Source organism: Providencia sp. JUb39, assembly GCF_012272845.1.
GTDB classification, from domain to species: Bacteria; Pseudomonadota; Gammaproteobacteria; order Enterobacterales; family Enterobacteriaceae; genus Providencia; species Providencia lanzhouensis.
The window spans coordinates 905165-926927 of record NZ_JAAWXD020000001.1 but is presented as its reverse complement, the minus strand read 5'-3'; the positions used below and the strand labels follow the sequence as shown (position 1 = coordinate 926927).

The following is a 21763-nucleotide window of genomic DNA, read 5'->3' as shown; positions in this document are numbered from 1 at the left end:
ATGTTTGGAAAATTAACACTGGACGCAGTTCCACTTCATGAACCGATTATCGTTATTACACTGATTGCCATTGTCCTCGGTGGACTTGGCTTAGTTGGTGCAATCACCTATTTCGGAAAATGGAAATGGCTGTGGAAAGAGTGGTTAACGTCTGTTGACCATAAAAAAATTGGTATTATGTACATCATCGTTGCGATGGTGATGTTATTCCGTGGATTCGCGGATGCTATCATGATGCGTGGTCAGCAAGTGCTGGCTTCAGCGGGTCAAGAAGGTTTCTTAAACCCTCACCACTATGATCAGATCTTTACAGCGCACGGCGTTATCATGATTTTCTTCATGGCAACTCCATTTGTTGTTGGTCTGATGAACTTAGTTGTTCCTCTGCAAATTGGTGCCCGTGACGTTGCATTCCCATTCCTTAACTCCCTGAGCTTCTGGTTCTTCGTAGTGGGTGTTGTATTAATCAACATCTCATTAGGGGTAGGTGAATTCGCACAAACTGGTTGGTTAGCATACCCTCCTCTGTCCGGCTTGGAGTACAACCCGGGGGTCGGGGTCGATTATTGGATATGGAGTCTCCAGATATCCGGTATTGGTACGCTATTAACAGGTGTTAACTTCTTCGCGACCATTATCCGCATGCGTGCACCGGGTATGTCGATGATGAAAATGCCAGTATTTAGCTGGGCAGCATTCTGTACCAACATCCTGATTATTGCAGCATTCCCAATTCTGACAGTGACCATCACGTTACTGACATTAGACCGTTATCTGGGCACCCATTTCTTCACTAACGATATGGGCGGCAACATGATGATGTACATCAACCTGATTTGGGCATGGGGTCACCCTGAGGTGTATATTCTTGTTCTGCCAGTGTTCGGTGTGTTCTCAGAAATTGCAGCAACCTTCTCGAAAAAGCGTTTGTTTGGTTATACCTCATTAGTGTGGGCAACCATCGTTATCACCGTTATGTCCTTCATCGTTTGGTTACACCACTTCTTTACGATGGGTTCAGGTGCGAACGTTAACGCCTTCTTTGGTATCGCTACAATGATTATCGCAATCCCTACAGGGGTTAAGATCTTCAACTGGCTGTTCACCATGTACCAAGGTCGTATCGAGTTCAAATCACCAATGTTATGGACTATCGGTTTTATCATCACCTTCTCCGTGGGTGGTATGACTGGTGTTCTGTTAGCGGTTCCAGGTGCGAACTTCGTTCTGCACAACAGCCTGTTCCTGATTGCTCACTTCCATAACGTTATTATCGGTGGTGTGGTATTTGGATGCTTCGCTGGTATGACTTACTGGTTCCCGAAAGCTTACGGCTTCACGCTAAATGAGAAATGGGGTGTTCGTGCCTTCTGGTTCTGGATCACTGGTTTCTTCTTAGCATTCATGCCGTTATATATCCTTGGCTTTATGGGTATGACCCGTCGTCTGAGCCAAAATATTGATCCAACCTATCACGGTATGCTGGTTGCAGCTGCGTGTGGTGCTGGTCTGATTGCTCTGGGTATTGCTTGCCAAGTTATCCAAATTATCGTGAGTATCCGTGACCGTCATGAAAACCGTGATTTAACCGGTGACCCATGGGGTGGACGTACTCTGGAGTGGGCAACTTCTTCTCCGGCACCATTCTACAACTTCGCTGTTGAACCACAGATTCAAACTCGCGATGCTTGGTGGGATATGAAAGAGAAAGGTATCGCTCATAAGAAACCTACTTCATATGAAGAAATTCATATGCCGAAAAATACAGGCGCTGGCGTTATCATCGCTGCATTTAGCTTGATTTTTGGTTTCGCAATGATCTGGCACATCTGGTGGCTGGCAATCGTTGGTTTCGGTGGCATGATTGTTACTTGGATTGCAAAAAGCTTCGACGAAGATGTTGATTACTACGTACCTGTGGCTGAAATCGAACAAATCGAGAATAAGCACTTTGAAGAATTACGTAAGGCAGGTGTGAACGATGTCAACTAATACAATGACTAATCATAATGTAGCCCATGCAGAGCATGGGCACCACGATGCGGGTGCAACAAAAGTATTCGGATTCTGGATCTACTTAATGAGTGACCTGATCCTGTTTGCTAGCTTGTTTGCAACTTACGTGGTTTTATCTGATGGCACTGCTGGCGGTCCTGCTGGTAAAGACATCTTTAGTTTGCAGTTCGTATTAGGTGAAACATTCTTACTGTTATTCAGTAGTATCACCTACGGTTTTGCAATGATTGCAATGCACAAAGAGAAAGTGGCTGCCGTTAACTTATGGCTGTTCATTACTTTCTTATTTGGTCTTGGCTTCGTTGTTATGGAAGTTTATGAGTTCCACGAACTGATCGCTGAAGGCTACGGCCCAGATCGCAGTGGCTTCTTATCTGCTTTCTTCGCATTAGTTGCGACTCACGGTATCCACGTAACTTGTGGTCTGGTTTGGATCATTCTGATGATTATCCAAAACTGTCGTCGTGGTCTGACTGCGGTTAACAAAACCCGTCTGAACTGCCTGAGCCTGTTCTGGCACTTCTTAGATGTTGTTTGGATCTGTGTATTTACCGTTGTTTATCTTCTGGGGGCTATTTAAATGAGTCATGCAAAAGATGCTCATACTGGAGCAAGCCACGGTAGCGTTAAGACATACCTGATTGGCTTTATTCTGTCAGTTATCCTGACTGTAATTCCTTTCTGGATGGTGATGAATGGAACAGCTTCACAAGGCGTTATTCTAGCAACTGTTGTTGGAATGGCTGTTGTGCAAATCCTTGTGCACCTTGTTTGTTTCTTACACATGAATACATCATCAGATGAGCGCTGGAACCTGATTGCATTCCTGTTCACTATGCTAATCATCGGTATCGTTGTTATTGGCTCTCTGTGGATTATGTACAACCTGAACATCAATATGATGCTCGACTAAAGAGTTGCCGATATGTTTAAGCAATACCTGCAAGTGACCAAACCAGGAATTATATTCGGAAATCTGATTTCTGTGATCGGCGGTTTTCTGCTGGCCTCTAAAGGGTCAATTGACTACCCGCTGTTTATTGCGACTTTGCTGGGTGTATCATTGGTCGTGGCTTCTGGTTGTGTATTTAACAACTACATCGACCGTGATATTGACCGTATCATGGAAAGAACCAAGAATCGCCCTTTAGTTAAAGGGCTGATTGACCCGAAAGTTAGCCTGATTTACGCTGCTGCATTAGGTATTGCTGGTATGGTGCTGCTACTCGTAGCAGCCAATGCACTGGCAATGCTACTTGCACTCATTGGTTTCATTGTGTACGTGGGCGTGTATAGCCTGTACATGAAGCGTAAGTCAGTATATGGCACGTTGATTGGCAGCCTATCTGGCGCAGCACCACCGGTTATCGGCTACTGCGCTGTTACAAATGAATTTGACGCTGGAGCCTTAATCCTGCTGTTAATATTCAGCTTGTGGCAGATGCCGCACTCATATGCTATCGCAATTTTCCGCTTTAAGGATTACAAAGCCGCAAACATTCCTGTGTTACCGGTGATCAAGGGCATATCTGTCGCTAAGACTCATATTTTCTTGTATATCCTTGCGTTTATGGTCGCAACATTAATGTTAGCGATTAGCGGATACGCGGGCTATAAATACCTGGTTGTCGGCGCTGCGGTTAGCTTATGGTGGCTTGGTATGGCAATTTCTGGTTTCAAAACCGAAAATGACGACCGAGTTTGGGCGCGTAAGCTGTTCATCTTCTCCATCGTAGCGATTACTTCGCTAAGCGTGATGATGTCAGTTGACCCAACCGTTACAAGCGATACTGTTATAGCGTTAGTCCGATAATTTATTGCATCATTGACAATAAATGTGTTCAAACGGCGGGGAGTGCAAACTTCCCGCCGTTTTTCTTTGTCTGCGAATATTTTTGTGATGATTTTTATGGTTAAATAGCCGCCTGTTATCAATAAGCCAATGCTTTTATATAAAAAAACATAACTCACTGATTTATCTTTAAATATATAAAGAATTAAATACTCAAAATAGTTCGTGTTGTAGCAAGGCGGCAAGTGAAGCTAATCCCTAGGAGCATACATCAGTATGTGACTTGGGTTAGTGAACGTAGCCAACACCGCTACAGCTCGAAATATGACGAGTATTGTCGGCAAGGAGCTAATCCCTAGGAACATACACCAGTATGTGACCTGGGTTAGTGAGCGTAGCCAACACCGCTACAGCTCAAAATATAACGAGTATTTTTATGAACGATAATAAAATGACAGCTTTAGAACTCCGCGCCACTTGGGGACTAGGATCCGTATTCTCCCTTCGCATGCTCGGCATGTTTATGGTGCTCCCGATCCTCACCAGCTATGGGATGCATTTACAGGGCGCTAACGAGTTTTTGATTGGTTTGGCGATTGGTATTTATGGGCTTAGCCAAGCTGTTTTTCAAATTCCTTTTGGTTTAATGTCTGACCGTATTGGTCGCAAACCACTGATTATTTTTGGGTTGCTGATATTTATTATGGGCAGCGTCATTGCCGCATTAAGCGATTCTATTTGGGGCATTATTATTGGTCGAGCTTTACAGGGAGCTGGCGCTATCTCTGCTGCCGTTATGGCTTTGTTATCGGATTTGACCCGTGAACAAAATCGTACAAAAGCGATGGCATTTTTAGGTATAAGCTTTGGCGTAACGTTTGCTATTGCCTTAGTTTTAGGACCGATTGTGACCCATGCCGTTGGTTTAAGCGGTTTATTTTGGGGGATCACTTTATTAGCCGTCGGCGCTATTTTCGTGACTCTCTTTGTGGTACCTAATAACACTCACCATGTTGTAAACCGTGAATCTGCTTTTGTTAAAAGCAATTTAAAAGCCGTTTTACTTAACTCTCAACTTCTCAAGCTGAATGTTGGGATTTTAAGCCTACATACACTGTTAATGTCCAGCTTTGTCGCCCTCCCCTTGATAATGGCCGATGCCGGTTACTTGGCAAAAGATCACTGGAAAGCGTATTTAGTCACCATGTTAGTCGCCTTTGTTTGCGTACTTCCTTTTATTATTTACGCGGAAAAACAGCGCAAAATGAAGCAGGTTTTCCTGTTCTGCATTTTGCTCTTAGCGGCTGCGGAAATTGTTTTATGGCAATCAGGTCGCCAACTTTGGATTATCTTCTTAGGGATCCAACTGTTCTTTATTGCATTTAACGTGATGGAAGCCATTTTACCGTCCCTGATCAGTAAAGAAGCGCCTGCCGGATATAAAGGTACAGCCATGGGCGTCTACTCCACCAGCCAATTTCTAGGAGTAGCCTTAGGCGGAATTCTGGGCGGCTGGTTGTATAAATTTGAAGGGGCCAGCACCGTATTTATCGGCGGATTACTACTTTGCGTTATCTGGTTCATTATCAGCTTAACCATGAAACAACCGCCTTACGTCAGCAGTATTCGCATGGTTCTCCCGCATCGTTTTAAAAATATCAGTAAGCTTCAAGAACAGTTAAAAGCCATGAACGGTGTGCTTGATGTGGTTGTGATTGCTGAAGAGATGAGTATTTATATCAAGATTGATAAAAAAGTGGTTAACCGAGCAGAGCTTGAAGCCATTGTTCATGCTTAATCATATGTAATCTTATAAATAACAAATAGCCCGCAATATCGCGGGCTATTTTCAATAACTAAAACACGCTTATCAATTAGTCGCGGAAGTTATTGAACTGGAATGGTTGACCTAAATTGCCGCCACGGACTAACGCCATAACAGCTTGCAAATCATCTCGCGCTTTGCCCGTTACACGCACTTGTTCACCTTGAATTTGCGCCTGCACTTTCAACTTGCTGTCTTTAATCAGCTTAACAACTTTCTTCGCCATACTCGCTTCAATGCCTTGTTTTAAAGTCACTTCCACGCTGTAAGTTTTACCACTATGTACAATATCTTCAGGGACATTCAGCACTGCGCCATCAATTCCCCGTTTTGCCATTTTCTCTCTTAAAATATCAAGCAGTTGTAAAACTTGGAAATCGGATTCACTGGTCACTTTGATAGACTCATTTTTATCGTTCAGTTCAAAGCTTGCAGTGATGTTTTTAAAATCCCAACGGCTAGTAAGTTCGCGCTGAGCATTTTCTACCGCATTGCGGACTTCACTCATTTCAACTTCAGATACAATATCAAATGATGGCATTTTAACGCTCTCCTATAATCAATCGGCTTATAATAGCTTATTTGCCCATGACACTCCATGTTGTCAGATTGTCTCACTTGTATAACATAACTAATTATTTGGATATCCTATTAAAATCGCTATGATAATAGTTATTAATCCAAATCAACCGCTCTCAGATAGTAGGGAAAATTGATGAAAATAACCCTGATTGGCTGTGGTGCTATTGGTAAACTTTGGCTAGCCGCCCTCTCCTCACAAGGACACGATGTTCAAGGATGGCTGCGAGTTGCTCAATCCGACTTATTTGTTGATGTTAATGGACCTGACGATAAAATTTTCCGCGAATTAATTCCTTGCAATAATCATCAGCACCTACACACAAGCGAATTAGTGATCGTCTGTTTGAAAGCATGGCAAGTTTCGGATGCCTTATTGCCCCTGCTGCCCATTATTCCTGAAACTAGCCCTATTCTCCTACTGCATAACGGATTAGGCACATTGGAAGAGTTAGGCACATTACGCCATCCATTTTTGAGTGGGGTCACAACTCATGCGGCATGGCAAGATAACAACCAAGTTTTTCATATTGCTAGCGGTATCACTCATATCGGCGCCGTCAACTCTCAAGCAGAAGCTTATTACCCTATCGCCAATATTTTGCATGAAGCCCTACCGGATGTGGCATGGCATAATCAAATCCTCAATACTATTTGGCGAAAACTGGTCGTTAATTGCGTGATAAACCCGCTTTCCACGGAACACAATTGTACCAATGGGCAAATCATTCACTATCCAGAACAGATTGTTCGGGTCATAGATGAATGCTGCCAAGTGATGGTTGCCGAGGGATTGCATACAGATAAAGAAGAGATGACTGAGCGCGTCTATGACATTATCCATCAAACCTCAGAAAACTATTCATCCATGCTGCAAGATGTGCGTCATCATCGCAGAACTGAAATTGATTACATCACGGGTTTTTTAATCAAAAAAGCCCGAGCTCATGGCTTAGCTACCCCTGAGAATGACCGTTTGTACCACTTAATTAAAAATAGAGAACAAAGTTATGACAACCTCCGTGCTGATATGCATCGCCAATGGTAGTGAAGAAATTGAAACCGTCACTACTGCCGATTTACTGGTTCGTGCCGGAATACAGGTGACATTAGCCAGTGTGACGGAAGACGGAGCGTTAGAGATAACCGCATCTCGAGGTATTAAACTCGTTGCTGACCTGCCCATCATCCGCGTTGCGGACGAACCTTTTGACGCCATCGTGTTACCCGGTGGTCTAGCCGGTGCAGAAGCTTTTCGTGATAGCCCACTGGTGGTTGAGAAAGTCAGGCGCATGCATTTAGATGGAAAAATTGTGGCAGCCATTTGTGCCGCCCCTGCATTAGTTTTGGAATACCACCAGCTATTTCCTCTCGGAAACATGACTGGTTTTCCAAGCATGCGGGATAAAATTCCAGCCCATAAATGGGTCGATAAGCGCGTCTATTTTGATGAGCGAGTGAATTTACTGACTAGCCAAGGCCCTGCAACAGCCTTTGACTTTGCACTGAAATTGATTGAATTATTGCAAGGGCGAGAAACCGCTGCCAATGTCGCCTCACAACTCGTTTTGCCACCGGGCATTAATGATTATCTAGAAGATTAGAAACAAAAAAGCGAGCTAATCAGCTCGCTTTTTTGTTCAATATCACCTGACAACTTACGGGCGATAAACCTTAATATTCTCAAAGCCTTGCTCTTTCAAGTACAATGCTTGCAGACGGCTCATTACACCACGGTCGCAATACAACAGGTACGTTTTCTCTTTTGGTAAATCACTAAATTGCGTGCCCAGTTTGTAGAATGGAATATGTTTAATTTCAATTCCTTCGACCTTCAATGGCTTATCTTCAAACTCATCGATTGAGCGAATATCTAAGATAACTTCATTATCTGCCGAAAGTTGGCTAACCATCTCAACTTCAGGTACTTTCTCAAGACTTTCTTGCGCAATCTGGCGAATATCAATGTTTTGTGCCTGCTCAACGACAGACTCTAAGATACCAAAATCAAAGTTCTCTTCTTCCGCTTCAATACGCGCTTTCACCGCTTTCACAGTTGGGCTTTTCGAAATCACACCGCAATATTCCGGCATAGTTTTCGCAAAATCTTCCGTACCAATTTGACGGGCTAATTTGATGATGTGTTCTTTATCATGAGAGATCAACGGACGTAACACTAAGGTGTCTGACGCATTATCAATTAAACGTAAGTTAGTCAGCGTTTGGCTAGAAACCTGTCCCAATGCTTCACCCGTTACGATAGCCTGAACGCCGTAACGCTCAGCGACTTTGGAAGCCGCACGTACCATCATACGTTTTAATACAACGCCCATTTGACCGTCATCGACTTTCTCTAAAATCTCAGCCACAACAGGTTCAAAGTTAACGGCAATAAAACGCACTTTATGGGAGCTACCAAAGCGGTTCCATAAATAGTGAGCAATTTGCTTCACGCCAATTTCATGGGCTGCGCCACCGAGGTTAAAGAAGCAGTAATGCACTCGGCAACCACGGCGCATTAACATATAGCTGGAAACCCCAGAGTCAAAACCACCTGAAATCAGTGACAGTACATCTTCTTGTGTACCAATTGGGAAGCCGCCGATCCCTTCGATACGCGCTTTCACGAGGATCAAATTATCATCTTCAATTTCCAGATGTACGGTGGTATCAGGATCTTTCAGTTTCACTTTTGCAGAGGCAATATGCTGATTTAAGCCGCCGCCGATATAACGCTCTGCATCAATGGATGAAAACTCGTGTTTACCACGGCGCTTCACTCGCACACAGAACGTTTTGTTCTCCACCGATGCCCCGTAGGCTTCCAGTGTCATTTCAAAAATATGGTGTAAACTGGTGAAAGGCTTCTCTTCGACTTCTAAGATGTGGTGGATACCGGGAATACGGCTCAGCATGTCACAAATTTCGTCGTGCTTTGATTCCCCTTTAACACGCACTTCAATGTTATCCCAATTACGGACAACCGAGATCTCTTCGCCAAGACTCTTCAATACATTGCGGATATTACTGGTTAGAATTTTAATAAAACGGAGTCTAACTGTTTGGCTTTTGATAGTGATTTCTGGGAATAACTTAATAATAAACTTCATAGTCGTGGCATGTTCTTGGTTAGTGGGGCAAACGGACGTTGCGAAAAAGTGACTGTCGTGCACTTTACCAGTTGTCAATAAAGAGGCGTATTATAGCACTATCTTGCGTACTGAATCTAAAAACACCAATAATAAATTGTAACCATTGCGAGACTAAGTTAGTCTGCACAATAATTAAAGTTCCCCCCACTTTTAAGTGATTTAACATTAGTGATTAACGATTATGGCTAAAGAAAAATCTCAGCAAGTTCCCACTGTTAGTTTTGAAAACTCCCTTCAAGAGCTTGAGCAAATTGTCGCTCGCCTAGAATCTGGAGAGCTGCCTTTGGAAGATGCCTTAAACGAATTTGAGCGAGGCGTCCAAATTGCTAAGCAAGGTCAAAAAGTCCTCCAGCAAGCAGAACAACGTGTACAAATTTTGCTGAGCGATGACGAAAATAAAGCCCTCGACGATTTCTCACCTGATACAGAATAAATTATGTCCGAACAACACCCTGACACCTTTGTGCGCCAGCAACGCCAAGCTCATGACAGAGTTAATCAATACTTATTAACCTCATTAGATGCGCTCCCTTTTGCTGATTTGCCATTAGCGCAAGCCATGAAATATGGCACTTTACTTGGTGGTAAACGCTTACGCCCTTTCTTAACGTATGCCGTCGGTGAAATGCTGGGCGTTAGCCTTGATAACTTAGATGCGCCCGCTGCCGCTGTAGAATGCATTCATGCTTATTCGCTGATCCATGACGATTTACCTGCCATGGATGACGATGACCTGCGCCGCGGGCAACCAACTTGCCACATAAAGTTTGGTGAAGGTAATGCCGTACTCGCGGGAGATGCCTTACAAACATTCGCATTCCAATTACTCTCCAGCGCCCCTATGCCTGATGTGTCCGATAAAGACCGTATTGCGATGATTGCAGAACTGGCTTATGCCAGCGGTTTAGCGGGGATGTGCGGTGGACAAGCATTGGATCTTGATGCTGAAGGCAAGCGCGTTGATCTAATTTCGCTCGAGCGTATCCACCAGCATAAAACTGGCGCATTAATTCGAGCCGCTATTCGTCTCGGCGCCTATGCCGCAGGTCATAAAGGTCATCAAGTATTAGCTAGTTTAGATAAATACGCCGAATCTATTGGGCTTGCCTTTCAAGTTCAAGACGATATTCTAGACGTCATCGGAGACAGCGCAGTGACAGGCAAACGCCAAGGTGCTGATGAACAACATGAAAAAAGCACTTATCCATCACTGTTAGGTCTTGAAGCTGCCCAACAAAAAGCCAAAGAGCTCTATCAAGATGCGATCGCGGCTTTAGAATCATTGCAATCTCAAGGTTACAATACTGAGTTATTGAGAGCTTTAGCCAATTTTGTCATTGAGCGCAAAAGCTAACAATATGCTTTGCCTTTTGGTATAGATAAGACCGATAATTATAACATTGATTACCTGAGTAACTTAGAGCCATTGTGACGACTTATAAAATACGTTCAACACAAAAAAAACACGGTCAGCAACCGCTCGACGTTAACAGGCATCGCCCTAATTAATTTAAGTAGTGAGCACCTAATGAGTATAGATACCGCGAAATATCCAACGCTGGCACTGGCAGAGACGCCTGATGAACTGCGCCTTCTGCCAAAAGAAAGCTTGCCAAAGCTTTGTGATGAACTGAGACAATTTCTATTAAATAGCGTCAGTCGCTCGAGCGGTCACTTTGCCTCTGGGTTGGGCGCCATTGAATTAACTGTTGCTCTACATTATGTCTATAAAACCCCGTTTGATAATCTTGTTTGGGACGTCGGTCATCAAGCGTACCCACACAAAATTTTGACTGGGCGCCGTGACAGAATCGACACCATTCGTCAAAAAAATGGGTTACATCCATTCCCATGGCGTGCCGAAAGCGAGTACGACATTCTTAGTGTTGGTCATTCCTCAACCTCCATTAGTGCCGGTTTAGGTATGGCTATCGCCGCAGAAAAAGAAGATAAAAACCGCAAAACAGTTTGTGTTATCGGTGATGGCGCCATTACTGCGGGTATGGCTTTCGAAGCAATGAACCATGCTGGGGATGCTGCGCCCGATATGCTGGTGATCCTCAACGACAATGAAATGTCGATTTCAGAAAACGTTGGCGCGCTGAATAACCATTTAGCCCATTTACTTTCCGGCAAGCTATATACCACGCTGCGTGAAGGTGGAAAGAAAGTTTTCTCGAATATTCCGCCAATCAAAGAGTTACTCAAGAAAACGGAAGAACATATCAAAGGCATGGTTGTGCCTGGCACCATGTTTGAAGAATTAGGCTTTAACTACATTGGTCCTGTTGACGGACACGATGTGATTGCGCTGATCCAAACGTTAAAAAATATGCGCGAGTTAAAAGGTCCTCAATTCCTGCACATTATGACCAAAAAAGGTCGTGGCTATGAGCCGGCAGAGAAAGACCCAATTAGCTGGCACGCCGTACCTAAGTTTGACCCTGCCACTTTTACGTTACCAAAAAGCAAAGATACCAGACCGACATTCTCCAAAATTTTTGGGGATTGGTTATGTGAAGAAGCTAAAGACGACGATAAACTGATGGCCGTCACCCCAGCGATGCGTGAAGGTTCTGGTATGGTGCGTTTCTCGAAAGAGTACCCAGACCAATATTTTGATGTCGCGATTGCCGAGCAGCATGCAGTCACCTTCGCCGCAGGTCTTGCCATTGGGGGTTATAACCCGATCGTAGCAATTTACTCGACATTCTTACAACGTGGTTACGACCAAGTGATCCACGATGTGGCCATCCAGAAACTCCCAGTGATGTTTGCCATTGACCGTGCTGGTATCGTCGGTGCTGATGGTCAAACTCACCAAGGATCATTCGATATTTCATTCTTACGTTGCATCCCAACAATGGTGATCATGACGCCAAGTGATGAAAATGAATGCCGTCAAATGCTGCACACTGGCTACCATTATCAAGAAGGTCCTACCGCGGTTCGCTACCCTCGTGGCGCAGGTACAGGGGCTGAGCTAATGTCATTAGCACCGCTTGAAATTGGTAAAGGGATTGTCCGCCGCCAAGGCGAAAAAGTGGCGATCCTCAGCTTTGGGACATTACTGAGTAACGCCTTAGAAGCCGCAGAACAAATCAATGCCACCGTCGTGGATATGCGTTTTGTGAAACCATTAGATGAAGCGCTGATCTTAGAAATGGCCAATACCCATGACCTAATCGTAACGCTGGAAGAAAATGCGATTATGGGCGGTGCAGGCAGCGGTGTGAATGAATTCCTGATGAGCGAGAAGAAAATTCTACCCGTTCTGAACTTGGGCCTACCGGATTTCTTTATCCCTCAAGGTACCCAAGATGAGTTACTAGCAGATCTCGGTTTAGATGCTGCAGGGATCGTGAGTGCCATCAATACTTACCAAAATAAGTAACTTATAAAAATTTAAGGCGTTACCACAAAAGTAACGCCTTAAATCACGGACTAATTCATCTTACTTTTAGCGCATAATTATTGATAATTCTGCACTGCCACTCACCTTACCCGCCACATTATTACCACGAGAATAAAGCTCATACACTAGCTCATTATTAAAGCTAACATTGGTTTGCAGTGCGGTAATTTTAGCTAAATCAATCGGCTTCTGATCTAAGGTAATCGGTGTTTTATTACCATTAACCATGACGTACATTTTGACATACGCACCGGCTTGCTGTTGAGCATTCAATAAGTTCACTTCCAGATTATTGCCTGCGTAGTACTGCGGCTTCACATTGCCTGATAACGAAATCGTCGCGGCGATCTTATTCGCAATTTGATCGCACTGCACCGACATGTTATTTCGCATAGTAGAAAGCAACTCATTACTTTTGCTACTTGCACTATGAGAACCAAAATTCACATAAGATGGTGTATTTAATGTGCAAGTTAGCCCTGATACCGTCACGATAATATTTTCTGTTTTGGGAACAATTTGCCTGGCAGTCGTTCTATTTTGAGGATTTTGAATAACAATGCCAATATCATCATCTAATCGGTAGGTACCACTACGTTGGTTACCCGTTCCATAAATCAACATACGTCCTGTTGCGGTAACGGTATGGCGTATTGCCGGTGTTGGCGTACTTTGATTAGGGGACCAGAGGCAGTCTCCTATACCTAACTGCTCATTGGTGCCAGATCCCCATCCATTAAAATGCCCAGTGATGGTATCGAGGTAGCTATTGTTTGAGTAGTTTCTTCTTTCATCAACAAACACAAATTCAGGTACCATGATCATCTCACCGCCAGCAATAGGCATTCCTCTGACACCATCAATATTGATGACTAACCCCCCACGATCAACGCAGTAGTTTATGATCCCATTAAAATTATTATAAAACTGTACATAGTAAAAATTAGCCTTTTCATTCCAAGCGGGTGGATTCGTCATCCCCGTTAGCGAGGTATTATATTCACCATAAACACCAATCAATCCACGCCCATTCATAACCGTCACTGTTTTGGCAAAACTGGGTATACTCGCCATAAAAGCTAACACACTGCCCAGTAGTAAGCTTTTCCATCCCACTAATATCTTGTTCTTTATTACATTGATTTTCATAAAATATTCATCCAATTAGTGGCATGACAGGGTTAAATTGCGTAATGATGAATAGGCATTTTCTGTGGATTTATCCATATTAAAAGGCGCTTCGCAGCGCTCGGAACCACTTTTACCCCATTTGATAACTATCTGCCCTGACTCTGGCAATCCACTTAAATAAACGCGTCCGTTATCACTTACAATGCCTGAAATGATGGCATCATCTGTATTATCATCTTGGTGCAACGAGGCGATTGCGCCCATTGGAACGTTGTTCGGTTGCTGCAAAGTGATCATCGCTTGATACCCTTTTAAGGTTTTAAAGTTCGCTCTCACGATTGCCCCTTTAGTTGGGTAAAGGTTCAGCGCATTCTCTTTGCTTTCAACGTTCTCAGGTAATGTATTCACATCCAAATTTGCAATATTTTGCGTATAGTCTGATAAATGCGGAATAATACCGTAGCCATTGGCATCGATAACCGTTGAGCCATTATTCACCTTAGTTCCCGCTGCATCTGGGGCATAAACTATGGCTGCCGAATTACCTAAATACTGACTTAGCAAAACACCACCTGAATGGATAACTATTCCACCTGATGCATTGGCATACATCATTTGGCTATCACGACCATAGCTATATCCGCCACCGTAATACCCTTTACTGCCTTGATAGCCCACATTCACCGAGTTTGTCATTTTTTGATCGCGATTATCGCCACTTTCAGTCAGCTGATAACTCAGCTTGTTATCTAATAACTGGCCATTAATACCAACCTGCTGGTAAGTGCGCCCTGAATTATCATGGCTCACTTGGAACGTACTATTAATGTTCTCAATATTCTTGTGTTCACTGAAAATGCTGAATGGAATACTCATATTCACACTAACTTGCTTATTTTCAGGCCAATTTCCATTACCTTCGGTACGGCTAATGCTGTAATCAATGCCATAGTTGATACCACGATAAAAACCGTTATAACCAATGCCTAGCGTCGTTACTGTGTCAGATTTACCCCAATAATCACTGCGCATTCCGCGTAAATAGATAGAACCCCATTTACCCAGAGATTGGTTAATATAGGTTTGGAAACTGCTACGCTGGCGACCATTAAGCCACGGTGCAACGTTCTCTTTTAACTGATAACCCACTTGGTTGAAATCCGCAAAACTGTAGTATTCTTTCGTAGAGTAGCGCAGTGCGGTTAAATCAACGGATGTGCCACTTTCTGATAAGTTTTTAGAATAGCGAACACGAAGAGATTGCCCTTGCTTACTTTCATGATTAATTGAGGCTTGTGCGTGGGTAATATCCATGGAAAGCGCACCAAAACTACCGAGTGAAATCCCGGTTCCAACCATTCCGCTCCAATAATGATTTGCCCCGAGTAAACCTGTATACAGAGTGATTGACTTCGGTAAACCATAGATCAGCGTTCCCATAATAAACTGCTGCTCTTTGGAACCGTCCGTGATCCCTCCATCATATTTACCCGCAGCAACTTCATATTTAACTCCGCCAGCACGTTGCATGACGGGTAATGAAGAGAATGCTTGAGTGAATACTCGCGTTGTTCCATCTTCCTCTTGAACAGAAACCTCTAAGTCCCCTGCCGTTCCCGTTGGATAAATATCATTGATGACAAAAGGTCCTGGTGCCACATAGGTTTGATAAATAATATTGCCATTTTGTCTGATGATGATCCGCGAGTTAGACATTGCAACACCACGAATTTCCGGAGCAAATCCACGATCTCCTTTGGACAGCATGAGTTCATTCGATAACAAGCGAACACCTTTAAATGGAACGCTATCAAAGACATCGCTGAGTGTACTGGTTTCCCCAATTACTAACTCAGAATCTAAACGCTGAATGTCCCGTGAAACCGTTGTACGCGAAAACTCGCTTTCCCGATGACTGGTGCTGTAGCCATTGCTCTTGGATTTGTTTTCCATATACTGAAAGTTTGAACGCAAGCGCCACGCCGCCAAGTTAAAACCACCGCTAATATTGGCATACAACGAATCATTGGTATTTTTACCACTTGCACTGGAGCCACTGTGCTTTTGTTTACTTCCATTGACTTGATAATTAAACAAAAACGCAGTGACCCCTTGGTCCAATAAACTCGGGTCTATCGCACCACGCGATTTATGACGCATGGCAACTTGAGGAATATTGATATTGAGATCCAACTTAGATATATCAAACTGAACTTGAGAATCTGGTAGAGCAGCCTCTAAAGACGCGATCGGTTCATCTTTTGGTAAGGATCTTAATGTTGGAATACTCTCAACATTAACGCCATATTCATCTAATAACGCAGGTGTAATTTCCGGCACAATATTTCCCGCCGTATCTGCGGAAAAATAGATCTCTTTTTGCCCTTGATCTTCTTTGTTGATCCTCAGTGTCACCACATAACGCCCCGCCGTTACCGATTCAGAGCGCGTAAATGCAGATAAATCAATGCTATCTACGCTAGTTCCTTCAGGTAGATTTAAGAGTGTCGGATCAAAATAAGGTTCTGCCACCGCATTCCCCATGGATAAACAACATGCCAGAGCCAAAGCAATCGGAGAGACGGTAAAAGCGCCATCACGCATTTTAGCTTTCATTCTCGCCTCTCACTTCAACCTTTGTCGGTATGCTGTATTCATTCAACACACGCCATGTAATCGTACCTGATACATTTTTTTCGAGAAAAATAACCTGTTGCCCAAAAGGGGCAATTCCATGAGTGAACTTTTCTACTGGCACCTCATAATCCCCCACTGACAGGCTGGCTAATGTCATAGAGAGTGGCGTTGGATTAGTAATCGTGATTTTGCTGCCTTGCACAGTGACGTCTAACTTTGCGGTTTGTGCATCTAAACGCAATTCTTCAATTTGTTTCGGGCGATACAACATTTTTAAATAAATAGTTGGCGCCAAAATAAATTGTGATGAGGCCTTATCATTCGCGCTAGATTCTGGGATCACTTTCAGTGCAACGTAAAAAACAGTTTCTCTATCGGTAGCGAGCTTTCCATCATTAACACGCTGAATACGCCAGTTAAAACGCTCATTGATATCTAATTTATGTAATGGCGGTGTAATCAAAAAAGCCTCATGACTTTCCCCTTGATGTTCAGTCAAAGGTAAACCGGTTTGAAGATCTGTCGGTACAACCTGCGCCTGGATCAATGCCGCTTTTGAGGTGCCATTTTGTAGACCCGCAGAGATCCCTTTGGTATTACTTTCCAAATAGACCAAACGTTCAGGTGAAAAATGAAAACCTTCATTTGTCTCTGAGGCAAATGCATGGCTTAGCGTCATCATTAAAACCCACCCACACAGCGATTTCATTACTGACATAACGACCCCTTATTTTCCTTCACCGAACCGGAGTAAGGTGCAGTGTCACCACCGTAATCATTGATGGCTTGCCAACGCATCGGAGTTTGTACGGAAATGGATTCTGAAATCGCCAATGTCTGCTGACTAAAAGGCGCCACCATCGTGCCAGCGAATTGAGCAAACACTTGATTACCCACTTTGACTTCGCTGAGCGTAATAAAATAAGGGGAGTGATTCGCTACACATAAACCTTTCGGCGATGTGTGAAATTGCAAATTAGCAACGGCAGCATCTGGCGACTGAGTAAATTTAACGGGACGATAAAATAGCTTAATGACTAAGCGAGTACCGATAGATAATTGCACCGCTGCATTTTCTGTTAATTCAGGAGAAACACCCGGAATAGCAATCGCGCTAAAATAGAAAACTGACTCTCTATCTTGAGGCAATGATTCTGGGGAGCTTTGTAATAAGACTTTCATCGTTTGCTGTTTATTCGCATCTAAACGATATAAAGGTGGAATAACAGAAAACAGTGGCGATTCTTGAGTGCCCGTTGGTGTATTAAATACACCGGATTGAATTAAATAAATGTCATCACTGTCATTGGTTAATGTCACTGATTGCTGAGTGTCGGAATCACTCCAAATAATACGACTTTTTTCTAGACGTAATCCCGCTTGTGCTGAATTAACGTTAATGCTAATTAACAGCACCAATAAATGAGAAATAAAAAATAATGTACCTGTTTTCTTAAACATTTTTGAAAGTATTCCGTTATTTTTATTATTAATAGATTTATCACTCAATAAACGGCTCAATAAGCTAAAACGGTAAACATCATGGTGGCTTTAAATGTGCCTAATTGAATTTTCTGAACGTTTTGACAATTTCCACATGAAAGTGCCGTGACCACGGTAATTTGACTTCCTTGATTGCTGGTCGTAGACAAATCCCAAACTGAATCTCCACTGACCTTATTTTTTCCATCTGCTTTTAATCGAATCCCCACACCGCCTGAAGAGCCACTTTCCTTAAACAAGGCTTCCCCGTTCATGACTTGACTAGGGCCAGTCACAATGACTTTGCTACCATTTAATGTTCCCAGTCCTGAGCAGTTAGCTAAGGTTAAAATAACATTACGATTCAGAGCGGTACTGGTACCTAAGTCATTATCAACAATGGTTTGAGGTTTCACTTTTCCATAAGCCACCACACTTTCGGAGAGGTTTACATCGCACGTTCTGCGATATAAATGCGCATCAAAGTTAATACTCACCGAATTTGAGGCTGCAAACATTTCCCCTGTGAAACCGAATAATGAAGCTATAAGAAAATATGAATATTTATTCATATCACCTCCATTTATGGCATCACAACAGTGAATAAAATGGCAGCTTTCACAGCACCTGCAGTGACGGTGTTATTACCGACTTGGCGAATAAACCCTACCGTAAAAGGTTTTTCTCCATCATTATCCCCTGCGGGTAGAAGCACAGAATCACCATTAACGACTGTTTTTCCTGCATTGTAATAACCAGAAAGCTCCTTCACCGCGCCATCTTTCAGCATAAAACCAACACCTTTGGCGCCTTTTGGATCAGCTGTTAAAAACAAATTGGTATCGGCAGCAGTATTCCCTGTCACTTTTATTTCAGGGCGAGCATTGGTTTCATAGCCCGTACATTTATACGACAAGCTTAATAGCTGGATATCTACCGCATCATTCGCCGCAAATTCGCCCACAGAAGGACGTCGTTTGAATTCAATCAATGAAGGGCTAACCGCAATATCGCACTCTCCTGCATTGTCAATTTCTGCGGTCAACTCTAAGGTATTCGCTGCATTCACTTCAGGTATCGCCACAATGGAAAATATCCCAGCGAAAAGCGCCCATCGATACTGTCCCAGTTTAAGGTTGTGAATACTCACTTCGTCCCCCAAGATCATTGATGGCAGCCCAGACTTTTTTGCCTTTTTTCACCGGGGTTGGGTAATCCATACTGCTAAAAGGCGCTATCATGGTGTTATTCATTTCAGGGTTTAACGTCACCGCTTTTCCCCCCACACTCAATGATGACAATGTGATGTAATACGGCGATGGATTAATCACTTTGATTCCGCTCGCTGTCTCTTCAAATGTCAGGCTACCTTGAGCTTGCTCTACCGTTAACGTCAGGTTTTTAGGGCGATAAAAAACTTTAATCACACTCTCTAATGCAATTTTCACTTCACCTTTCATCGCTGCATTCTGCTGCCCAGCATTCTTTTCACTTGCCGCAATGGCTCTAGCATGAAAATAAAAAACTGATTCCCTATCTTTCGGTAATACAGATGCTCCTGCACCTTCCACTAAACGAACATCGCGCTGCTGGCTTGATGCCAGATAGAACATAGGAGGAAGCACATCTAAAGCTTGGTCTTGCGCCGCACCTTTGGCGGTTTTTGTCAGATAAACCTGAACCAAATATTCTTCCTTCTCTGTACTATTGCGCAGAGTGACAGGGACTGACTGATTTCCTTGGTTGAAAATAACTCGAGTAGCATTGATGCCGACGCCAGCCGCAGACGCCGTTTCTACTTGAATAAAAAACAGGGTTGCAAAAACAGGGAGAGTACGAAGTAAATTTAGTAATTTCATTTTTTTACCTTCTCGTGATGCGTTACAAAGTGAAATGGCAGAAGCCTGCCATTTCACAACAAACTTACTCGTAGCTTACAGAGAAAGTAATCGGCGCTTCGATACGCTGTGAAGCAGGTTTGCTCACCGTTGAGTTCAGTGCCACATTCATTGGGATCACAGCTGAACCACCTTCAACCAGAGACTTAATGCTGCTTAATTGAACGTTTGTATTTGGTTTTACTTCTTTACCGTCAGCAGTCACTGCCACACCAACAGTTCCTTTTTCAACGTTGTTAAATAAAGAAGTATTCGCTGCTAACGCAGTACCTTTCGCGTACATTTGTACAAACTTACCATTTTCGCCATCGAACTCTTGGCTACAGTTAGATAAGCTCATATCAAAATTATGAGTACTACCAGCTATAGTTCCAACCGTTTGAATATCTGAAGAGATAAACGTTCCTAAATCGATATTGGTATTTGTGACGCTTAAATCACATGTTGCGGCAGCAATATTTCCAGTTACTGTCACTTGTGCGTTCGTTGCTGACATTGCTGCACCTGAAAAGCCTAAGCCAGCAGCGATAGATAATACGATCAGATTTTTTTTATTAATTAACATAGTAAACCCTTATTAATAGGCAATATAAAATTGAAGTAAATATATTTTTATCAAAACAAAACCGATATGACTTTATTAAAAATAACAGGCCAAATAAAAAATTTAATTTTTCTAAAAAACAAATTAAGGCGTGTTTTATAAAAATTAATTCATGCTTGTTATTTCCCAAGCATACTACTTGAATATTCTTACTCGGTATACGCACCTCAAGAGTCATATCAGTAACAATCTGTAAATTGCCATTTCATAATAAGACCCCAAAAGTACACTCATGGTTAGTAAATTCAATTAAAAATTTTAACTTTACTCAATTCCTGATTACATTAAATTAACAAAAACAACCTAAATAAATCATACTTGTGATTTTCGCATTTAAATAAATGAAAATCATTCTCACTTAGATAATAAAAGAATTATACCAAACATCACGTATACGTGAATTTGACTAAGTTATTTTTTTCTCATAACAGAAAAATAAAAAATAAAATAACCACCCATATTTCGAGTTAATATTGATTCTTTATTTTTTACATTTTTTAATAAATAGGAAACCATGATGAAAGCATAATTATAGTGAAATTAATTTTTACAAATAACGAATTTTTTATTTTTCATAATAAAAATAAATTTAACTTTATTCATAAAAAATAGAAGTGAAAATAAAAAATAATTTAGGATAAGAAAAAAGCCCTAGTATTTAACTAGGACTTTATTTATCTAAAAAAGATATTTTATCTTTGAAGGAGGGAATTAACTCAAATCAAAAAGGCATCACCTGATAATGCACTAATAGCCAAATTGTCACATAGGCAAATATGGCAGCAATAATGTCATCAATCATAATGCCAAACCCGCCACTGACTCGACGGTCAAAGATACGGATAGGCCAAGGTTTCCACATGTCGTAAACACGGAAAATCAAAAAGCCGGTGAGAACCCACTGGATACTCACCACAGGGATGGCCATTAACGTGATCCACATTCCAATAAACTCATCCCAAACAATACTGCCATGGTCATGGATCCTCATATCATCGGAAGTGCGTTGGCATATCCAACACCCAAACCAGAATCCAACGACGATAATAACCCAGAGGCTCCATACAGGGAGTTTGTCCATTAGCAACCAAAATGGAATGGCGGCTAATGAGCCCATTGTACCGGGAACAATTGGCGATAAACCACTTCCGAACCCCGTCGCTAGCAGGTGCCACGGATTACGCATATTCAATCGTTTTTTTGCTGCTGCTTTTTCTTGAGCGGTTGCCATG

The 21763-nt window shown here is 42.6% G+C and carries 21 protein-coding genes; 10 read left to right on the top strand and 11 right to left on the bottom strand.

Annotated features, from left to right (window positions below; translation table 11 throughout):
• From cyoB to HFU86_RS04055, 5 genes are all read left to right on the top strand, one after another.
• Nucleotides 1–1992, top strand: a complete 1992-nt coding sequence (gene cyoB / locus HFU86_RS04075) for a cytochrome o ubiquinol oxidase subunit I (RefSeq protein ID WP_036953892.1) — start codon at nucleotides 1–3, stop codon at nucleotides 1990–1992.
• Nucleotides 1982–2596: a cytochrome o ubiquinol oxidase subunit III gene (locus tag HFU86_RS04070; RefSeq protein WP_036953890.1), complete on the top strand. Its 615-nt coding sequence runs from the start codon at nucleotides 1982–1984 to the stop codon at nucleotides 2594–2596. Before cyoB ends, HFU86_RS04070 begins: the two co-directional genes overlap by 11 nt.
• Nucleotides 2597–2929, top strand: coding sequence for a cytochrome o ubiquinol oxidase subunit IV (locus HFU86_RS04065; protein ID WP_006657209.1), 333 nt, complete (start codon nucleotides 2597–2599; stop codon nucleotides 2927–2929).
• Nucleotides 2930–2941: 12 nt separating this feature from the next.
• Nucleotides 2942–3829 (top strand): heme o synthase, encoded by an 888-nt coding sequence (cyoE, locus tag HFU86_RS04060; protein WP_036953887.1) that lies wholly within the window; start codon nucleotides 2942–2944, stop codon nucleotides 3827–3829.
• Nucleotides 3830–4244: 415 nt separating this feature from the next.
• Entirely contained in the window at nucleotides 4245–5606 is a 1362-nt protein-coding gene (locus tag HFU86_RS04055) for an MFS transporter (protein WP_187128770.1), read from the top strand.
• A gap of 76 nt (nucleotides 5607–5682) precedes the next feature.
• Here the strand turns inward: HFU86_RS04055 and HFU86_RS04050 are convergent, their stop codons facing one another.
• The gene (locus HFU86_RS04050; RefSeq protein WP_036953882.1) at nucleotides 5683–6174 is read right to left on the bottom strand and encodes a YajQ family cyclic di-GMP-binding protein; all 492 of its coding nucleotides are present in this window, start codon (nucleotides 6172–6174) and stop codon (nucleotides 5683–5685) included.
• Between the two features lie 174 nt (nucleotides 6175–6348).
• On the opposite strand from HFU86_RS04050, the gene panE reads away from it, so the two are divergent.
• Both panE and yajL read left to right on the top strand, forming a co-directional pair.
• Nucleotides 6349–7260 carry a 2-dehydropantoate 2-reductase gene (gene panE, locus HFU86_RS04045; protein ID WP_036953879.1) on the top strand — a complete coding sequence of 304 codons (912 nt, stop codon included), beginning with the start codon at nucleotides 6349–6351 and terminating at the stop codon, nucleotides 7258–7260.
• Complete coding sequence (gene yajL, locus HFU86_RS04040; protein ID WP_132496187.1) at nucleotides 7223–7816, top strand: protein deglycase YajL; 594 nt, start codon at nucleotides 7223–7225, stop codon at nucleotides 7814–7816. Before panE ends, yajL begins: the two co-directional genes overlap by 38 nt.
• Nucleotides 7817–7870: 54 nt before the next feature.
• Here yajL and thiI read toward each other — a convergent pair whose 3' ends face one another.
• Nucleotides 7871–9322 carry a tRNA uracil 4-sulfurtransferase ThiI gene (gene thiI / locus HFU86_RS04035; RefSeq protein WP_187128769.1) on the bottom strand — a complete coding sequence of 484 codons (1452 nt, stop codon included), beginning with the start codon at nucleotides 9320–9322 and terminating at the stop codon, nucleotides 7871–7873.
• Nucleotides 9323–9545: 223 nt separating this feature from the next.
• Between thiI and xseB the strand changes: the two genes are divergently transcribed.
• From xseB to dxs, 3 genes are all read left to right on the top strand, one after another.
• Complete coding sequence (gene xseB, locus HFU86_RS04030) at nucleotides 9546–9797, top strand: exodeoxyribonuclease VII small subunit (protein WP_036953869.1); 252 nt, start codon at nucleotides 9546–9548, stop codon at nucleotides 9795–9797.
• A 3-nt stretch (nucleotides 9798–9800) separates the two neighbouring features.
• On the top strand, nucleotides 9801–10718 hold the full coding sequence (gene ispA, locus HFU86_RS04025; RefSeq protein WP_132496186.1) for a (2E,6E)-farnesyl diphosphate synthase: 918 nt from the start codon (nucleotides 9801–9803) through the stop codon (nucleotides 10716–10718).
• A 174-nt stretch (nucleotides 10719–10892) separates the two neighbouring features.
• Complete coding sequence (gene dxs, locus HFU86_RS04020; RefSeq protein ID WP_132496185.1) at nucleotides 10893–12758, top strand: 1-deoxy-D-xylulose-5-phosphate synthase; 1866 nt, start codon at nucleotides 10893–10895, stop codon at nucleotides 12756–12758.
• A gap of 66 nt (nucleotides 12759–12824) precedes the next feature.
• Here dxs and HFU86_RS04015 read toward each other — a convergent pair whose 3' ends face one another.
• From HFU86_RS04015 to pgpA, 9 genes are all read right to left on the bottom strand, one after another.
• A complete protein-coding gene (locus HFU86_RS04015) occupies nucleotides 12825–13928 on the bottom strand; it encodes a hypothetical protein (RefSeq protein WP_187128768.1) in 1104 nt (367 codons plus the stop codon).
• 15 nt (nucleotides 13929–13943) lie between these two features.
• On the bottom strand, nucleotides 13944–16526 hold the full coding sequence (locus tag HFU86_RS04010) for a fimbria/pilus outer membrane usher protein (protein ID WP_243698992.1): 2583 nt from the start codon (nucleotides 16524–16526) through the stop codon (nucleotides 13944–13946).
• Nucleotides 16516–17265, bottom strand: a complete 750-nt coding sequence (locus tag HFU86_RS04005; protein ID WP_187128767.1) for a fimbrial biogenesis chaperone — start codon at nucleotides 17263–17265, stop codon at nucleotides 16516–16518. Before HFU86_RS04005 ends, HFU86_RS04010 begins: the two co-directional genes overlap by 11 nt.
• A complete protein-coding gene (locus HFU86_RS04000; RefSeq protein ID WP_187128766.1) occupies nucleotides 17256–18008 on the bottom strand; it encodes a fimbrial biogenesis chaperone in 753 nt (250 codons plus the stop codon). The genes HFU86_RS04005 and HFU86_RS04000 overlap by 10 nt, the downstream gene beginning before the upstream one ends.
• 56 nt (nucleotides 18009–18064) lie before the next feature.
• Nucleotides 18065–18601, bottom strand: coding sequence for a fimbrial protein (locus HFU86_RS03995; RefSeq protein ID WP_222717601.1), 537 nt, complete (start codon nucleotides 18599–18601; stop codon nucleotides 18065–18067).
• 11 nt (nucleotides 18602–18612) lie between these two features.
• Nucleotides 18613–19179, bottom strand: coding sequence for a fimbrial protein (locus tag HFU86_RS03990; RefSeq protein WP_234413564.1), 567 nt, complete (start codon nucleotides 19177–19179; stop codon nucleotides 18613–18615).
• Nucleotides 19160–19888: a fimbrial biogenesis chaperone gene (locus tag HFU86_RS03985; protein WP_187128765.1), complete on the bottom strand. Its 729-nt coding sequence runs from the start codon at nucleotides 19886–19888 to the stop codon at nucleotides 19160–19162. The genes HFU86_RS03990 and HFU86_RS03985 overlap by 20 nt, the downstream gene beginning before the upstream one ends.
• A gap of 64 nt (nucleotides 19889–19952) precedes the next feature.
• Nucleotides 19953–20492: a fimbrial protein gene (locus HFU86_RS03980; protein WP_108479248.1), complete on the bottom strand. Its 540-nt coding sequence runs from the start codon at nucleotides 20490–20492 to the stop codon at nucleotides 19953–19955.
• Nucleotides 20493–21252: 760 nt separating this feature from the next.
• Nucleotides 21253–21762, bottom strand: a complete 510-nt coding sequence (gene pgpA, locus HFU86_RS03975; protein WP_108479247.1) for a phosphatidylglycerophosphatase A — start codon at nucleotides 21760–21762, stop codon at nucleotides 21253–21255.
• Nucleotide 21763 lies beyond the last annotated feature (1 nt).

Coding starts and splice junctions, on each gene's coding strand:
- ispA (WP_132496186.1), top strand. CDS start 9,801: ATGTCCGAACAACACCCTGACACCTTTGTGCGCCAGCAACGCCAAGCT.
- HFU86_RS04010 (WP_243698992.1), bottom strand. CDS start 16,526: ATGAAAGCTAAAATGCGTGATGGCGCTTTTACCGTCTCTCCGATTGCT.
- HFU86_RS04070 (WP_036953890.1), top strand. CDS start 1,982: ATGTCAACTAATACAATGACTAATCATAATGTAGCCCATGCAGAGCAT.
- HFU86_RS04065 (WP_006657209.1), top strand. CDS start 2,597: ATGAGTCATGCAAAAGATGCTCATACTGGAGCAAGCCACGGTAGCGTT.
- panE (WP_036953879.1), top strand. CDS start 6,349: ATGAAAATAACCCTGATTGGCTGTGGTGCTATTGGTAAACTTTGGCTA.
- thiI (WP_187128769.1), bottom strand. CDS start 9,322: ATGAAGTTTATTATTAAGTTATTCCCAGAAATCACTATCAAAAGCCAA.
- HFU86_RS04055 (WP_187128770.1), top strand. CDS start 4,245: ATGAACGATAATAAAATGACAGCTTTAGAACTCCGCGCCACTTGGGGA.
- cyoE (WP_036953887.1), top strand. CDS start 2,942: ATGTTTAAGCAATACCTGCAAGTGACCAAACCAGGAATTATATTCGGA.
- cyoB (WP_036953892.1), top strand. CDS start 1: ATGTTTGGAAAATTAACACTGGACGCAGTTCCACTTCATGAACCGATT.
- pgpA (WP_108479247.1), bottom strand. CDS start 21,762: ATGGCAACCGCTCAAGAAAAAGCAGCAGCAAAAAAACGATTGAATATG.
- HFU86_RS03980 (WP_108479248.1), bottom strand. CDS start 20,492: ATGTTAATTAATAAAAAAAATCTGATCGTATTATCTATCGCTGCTGGC.
- yajL (WP_132496187.1), top strand. CDS start 7,223: ATGACAACCTCCGTGCTGATATGCATCGCCAATGGTAGTGAAGAAATT.
- HFU86_RS03995 (WP_222717601.1), bottom strand. CDS start 18,601: ATGAATAAATATTCATATTTTCTTATAGCTTCATTATTCGGTTTCACA.
- HFU86_RS04015 (WP_187128768.1), bottom strand. CDS start 13,928: ATGAAAATCAATGTAATAAAGAACAAGATATTAGTGGGATGGAAAAGC.
- HFU86_RS04005 (WP_187128767.1), bottom strand. CDS start 17,265: ATGTCAGTAATGAAATCGCTGTGTGGGTGGGTTTTAATGATGACGCTA.
- xseB (WP_036953869.1), top strand. CDS start 9,546: ATGGCTAAAGAAAAATCTCAGCAAGTTCCCACTGTTAGTTTTGAAAAC.
- HFU86_RS04000 (WP_187128766.1), bottom strand. CDS start 18,008: ATGTTTAAGAAAACAGGTACATTATTTTTTATTTCTCATTTATTGGTG.
- dxs (WP_132496185.1), top strand. CDS start 10,893: ATGAGTATAGATACCGCGAAATATCCAACGCTGGCACTGGCAGAGACG.
- HFU86_RS03985 (WP_187128765.1), bottom strand. CDS start 19,888: ATGAAATTACTAAATTTACTTCGTACTCTCCCTGTTTTTGCAACCCTG.
- HFU86_RS04050 (WP_036953882.1), bottom strand. CDS start 6,174: ATGCCATCATTTGATATTGTATCTGAAGTTGAAATGAGTGAAGTCCGC.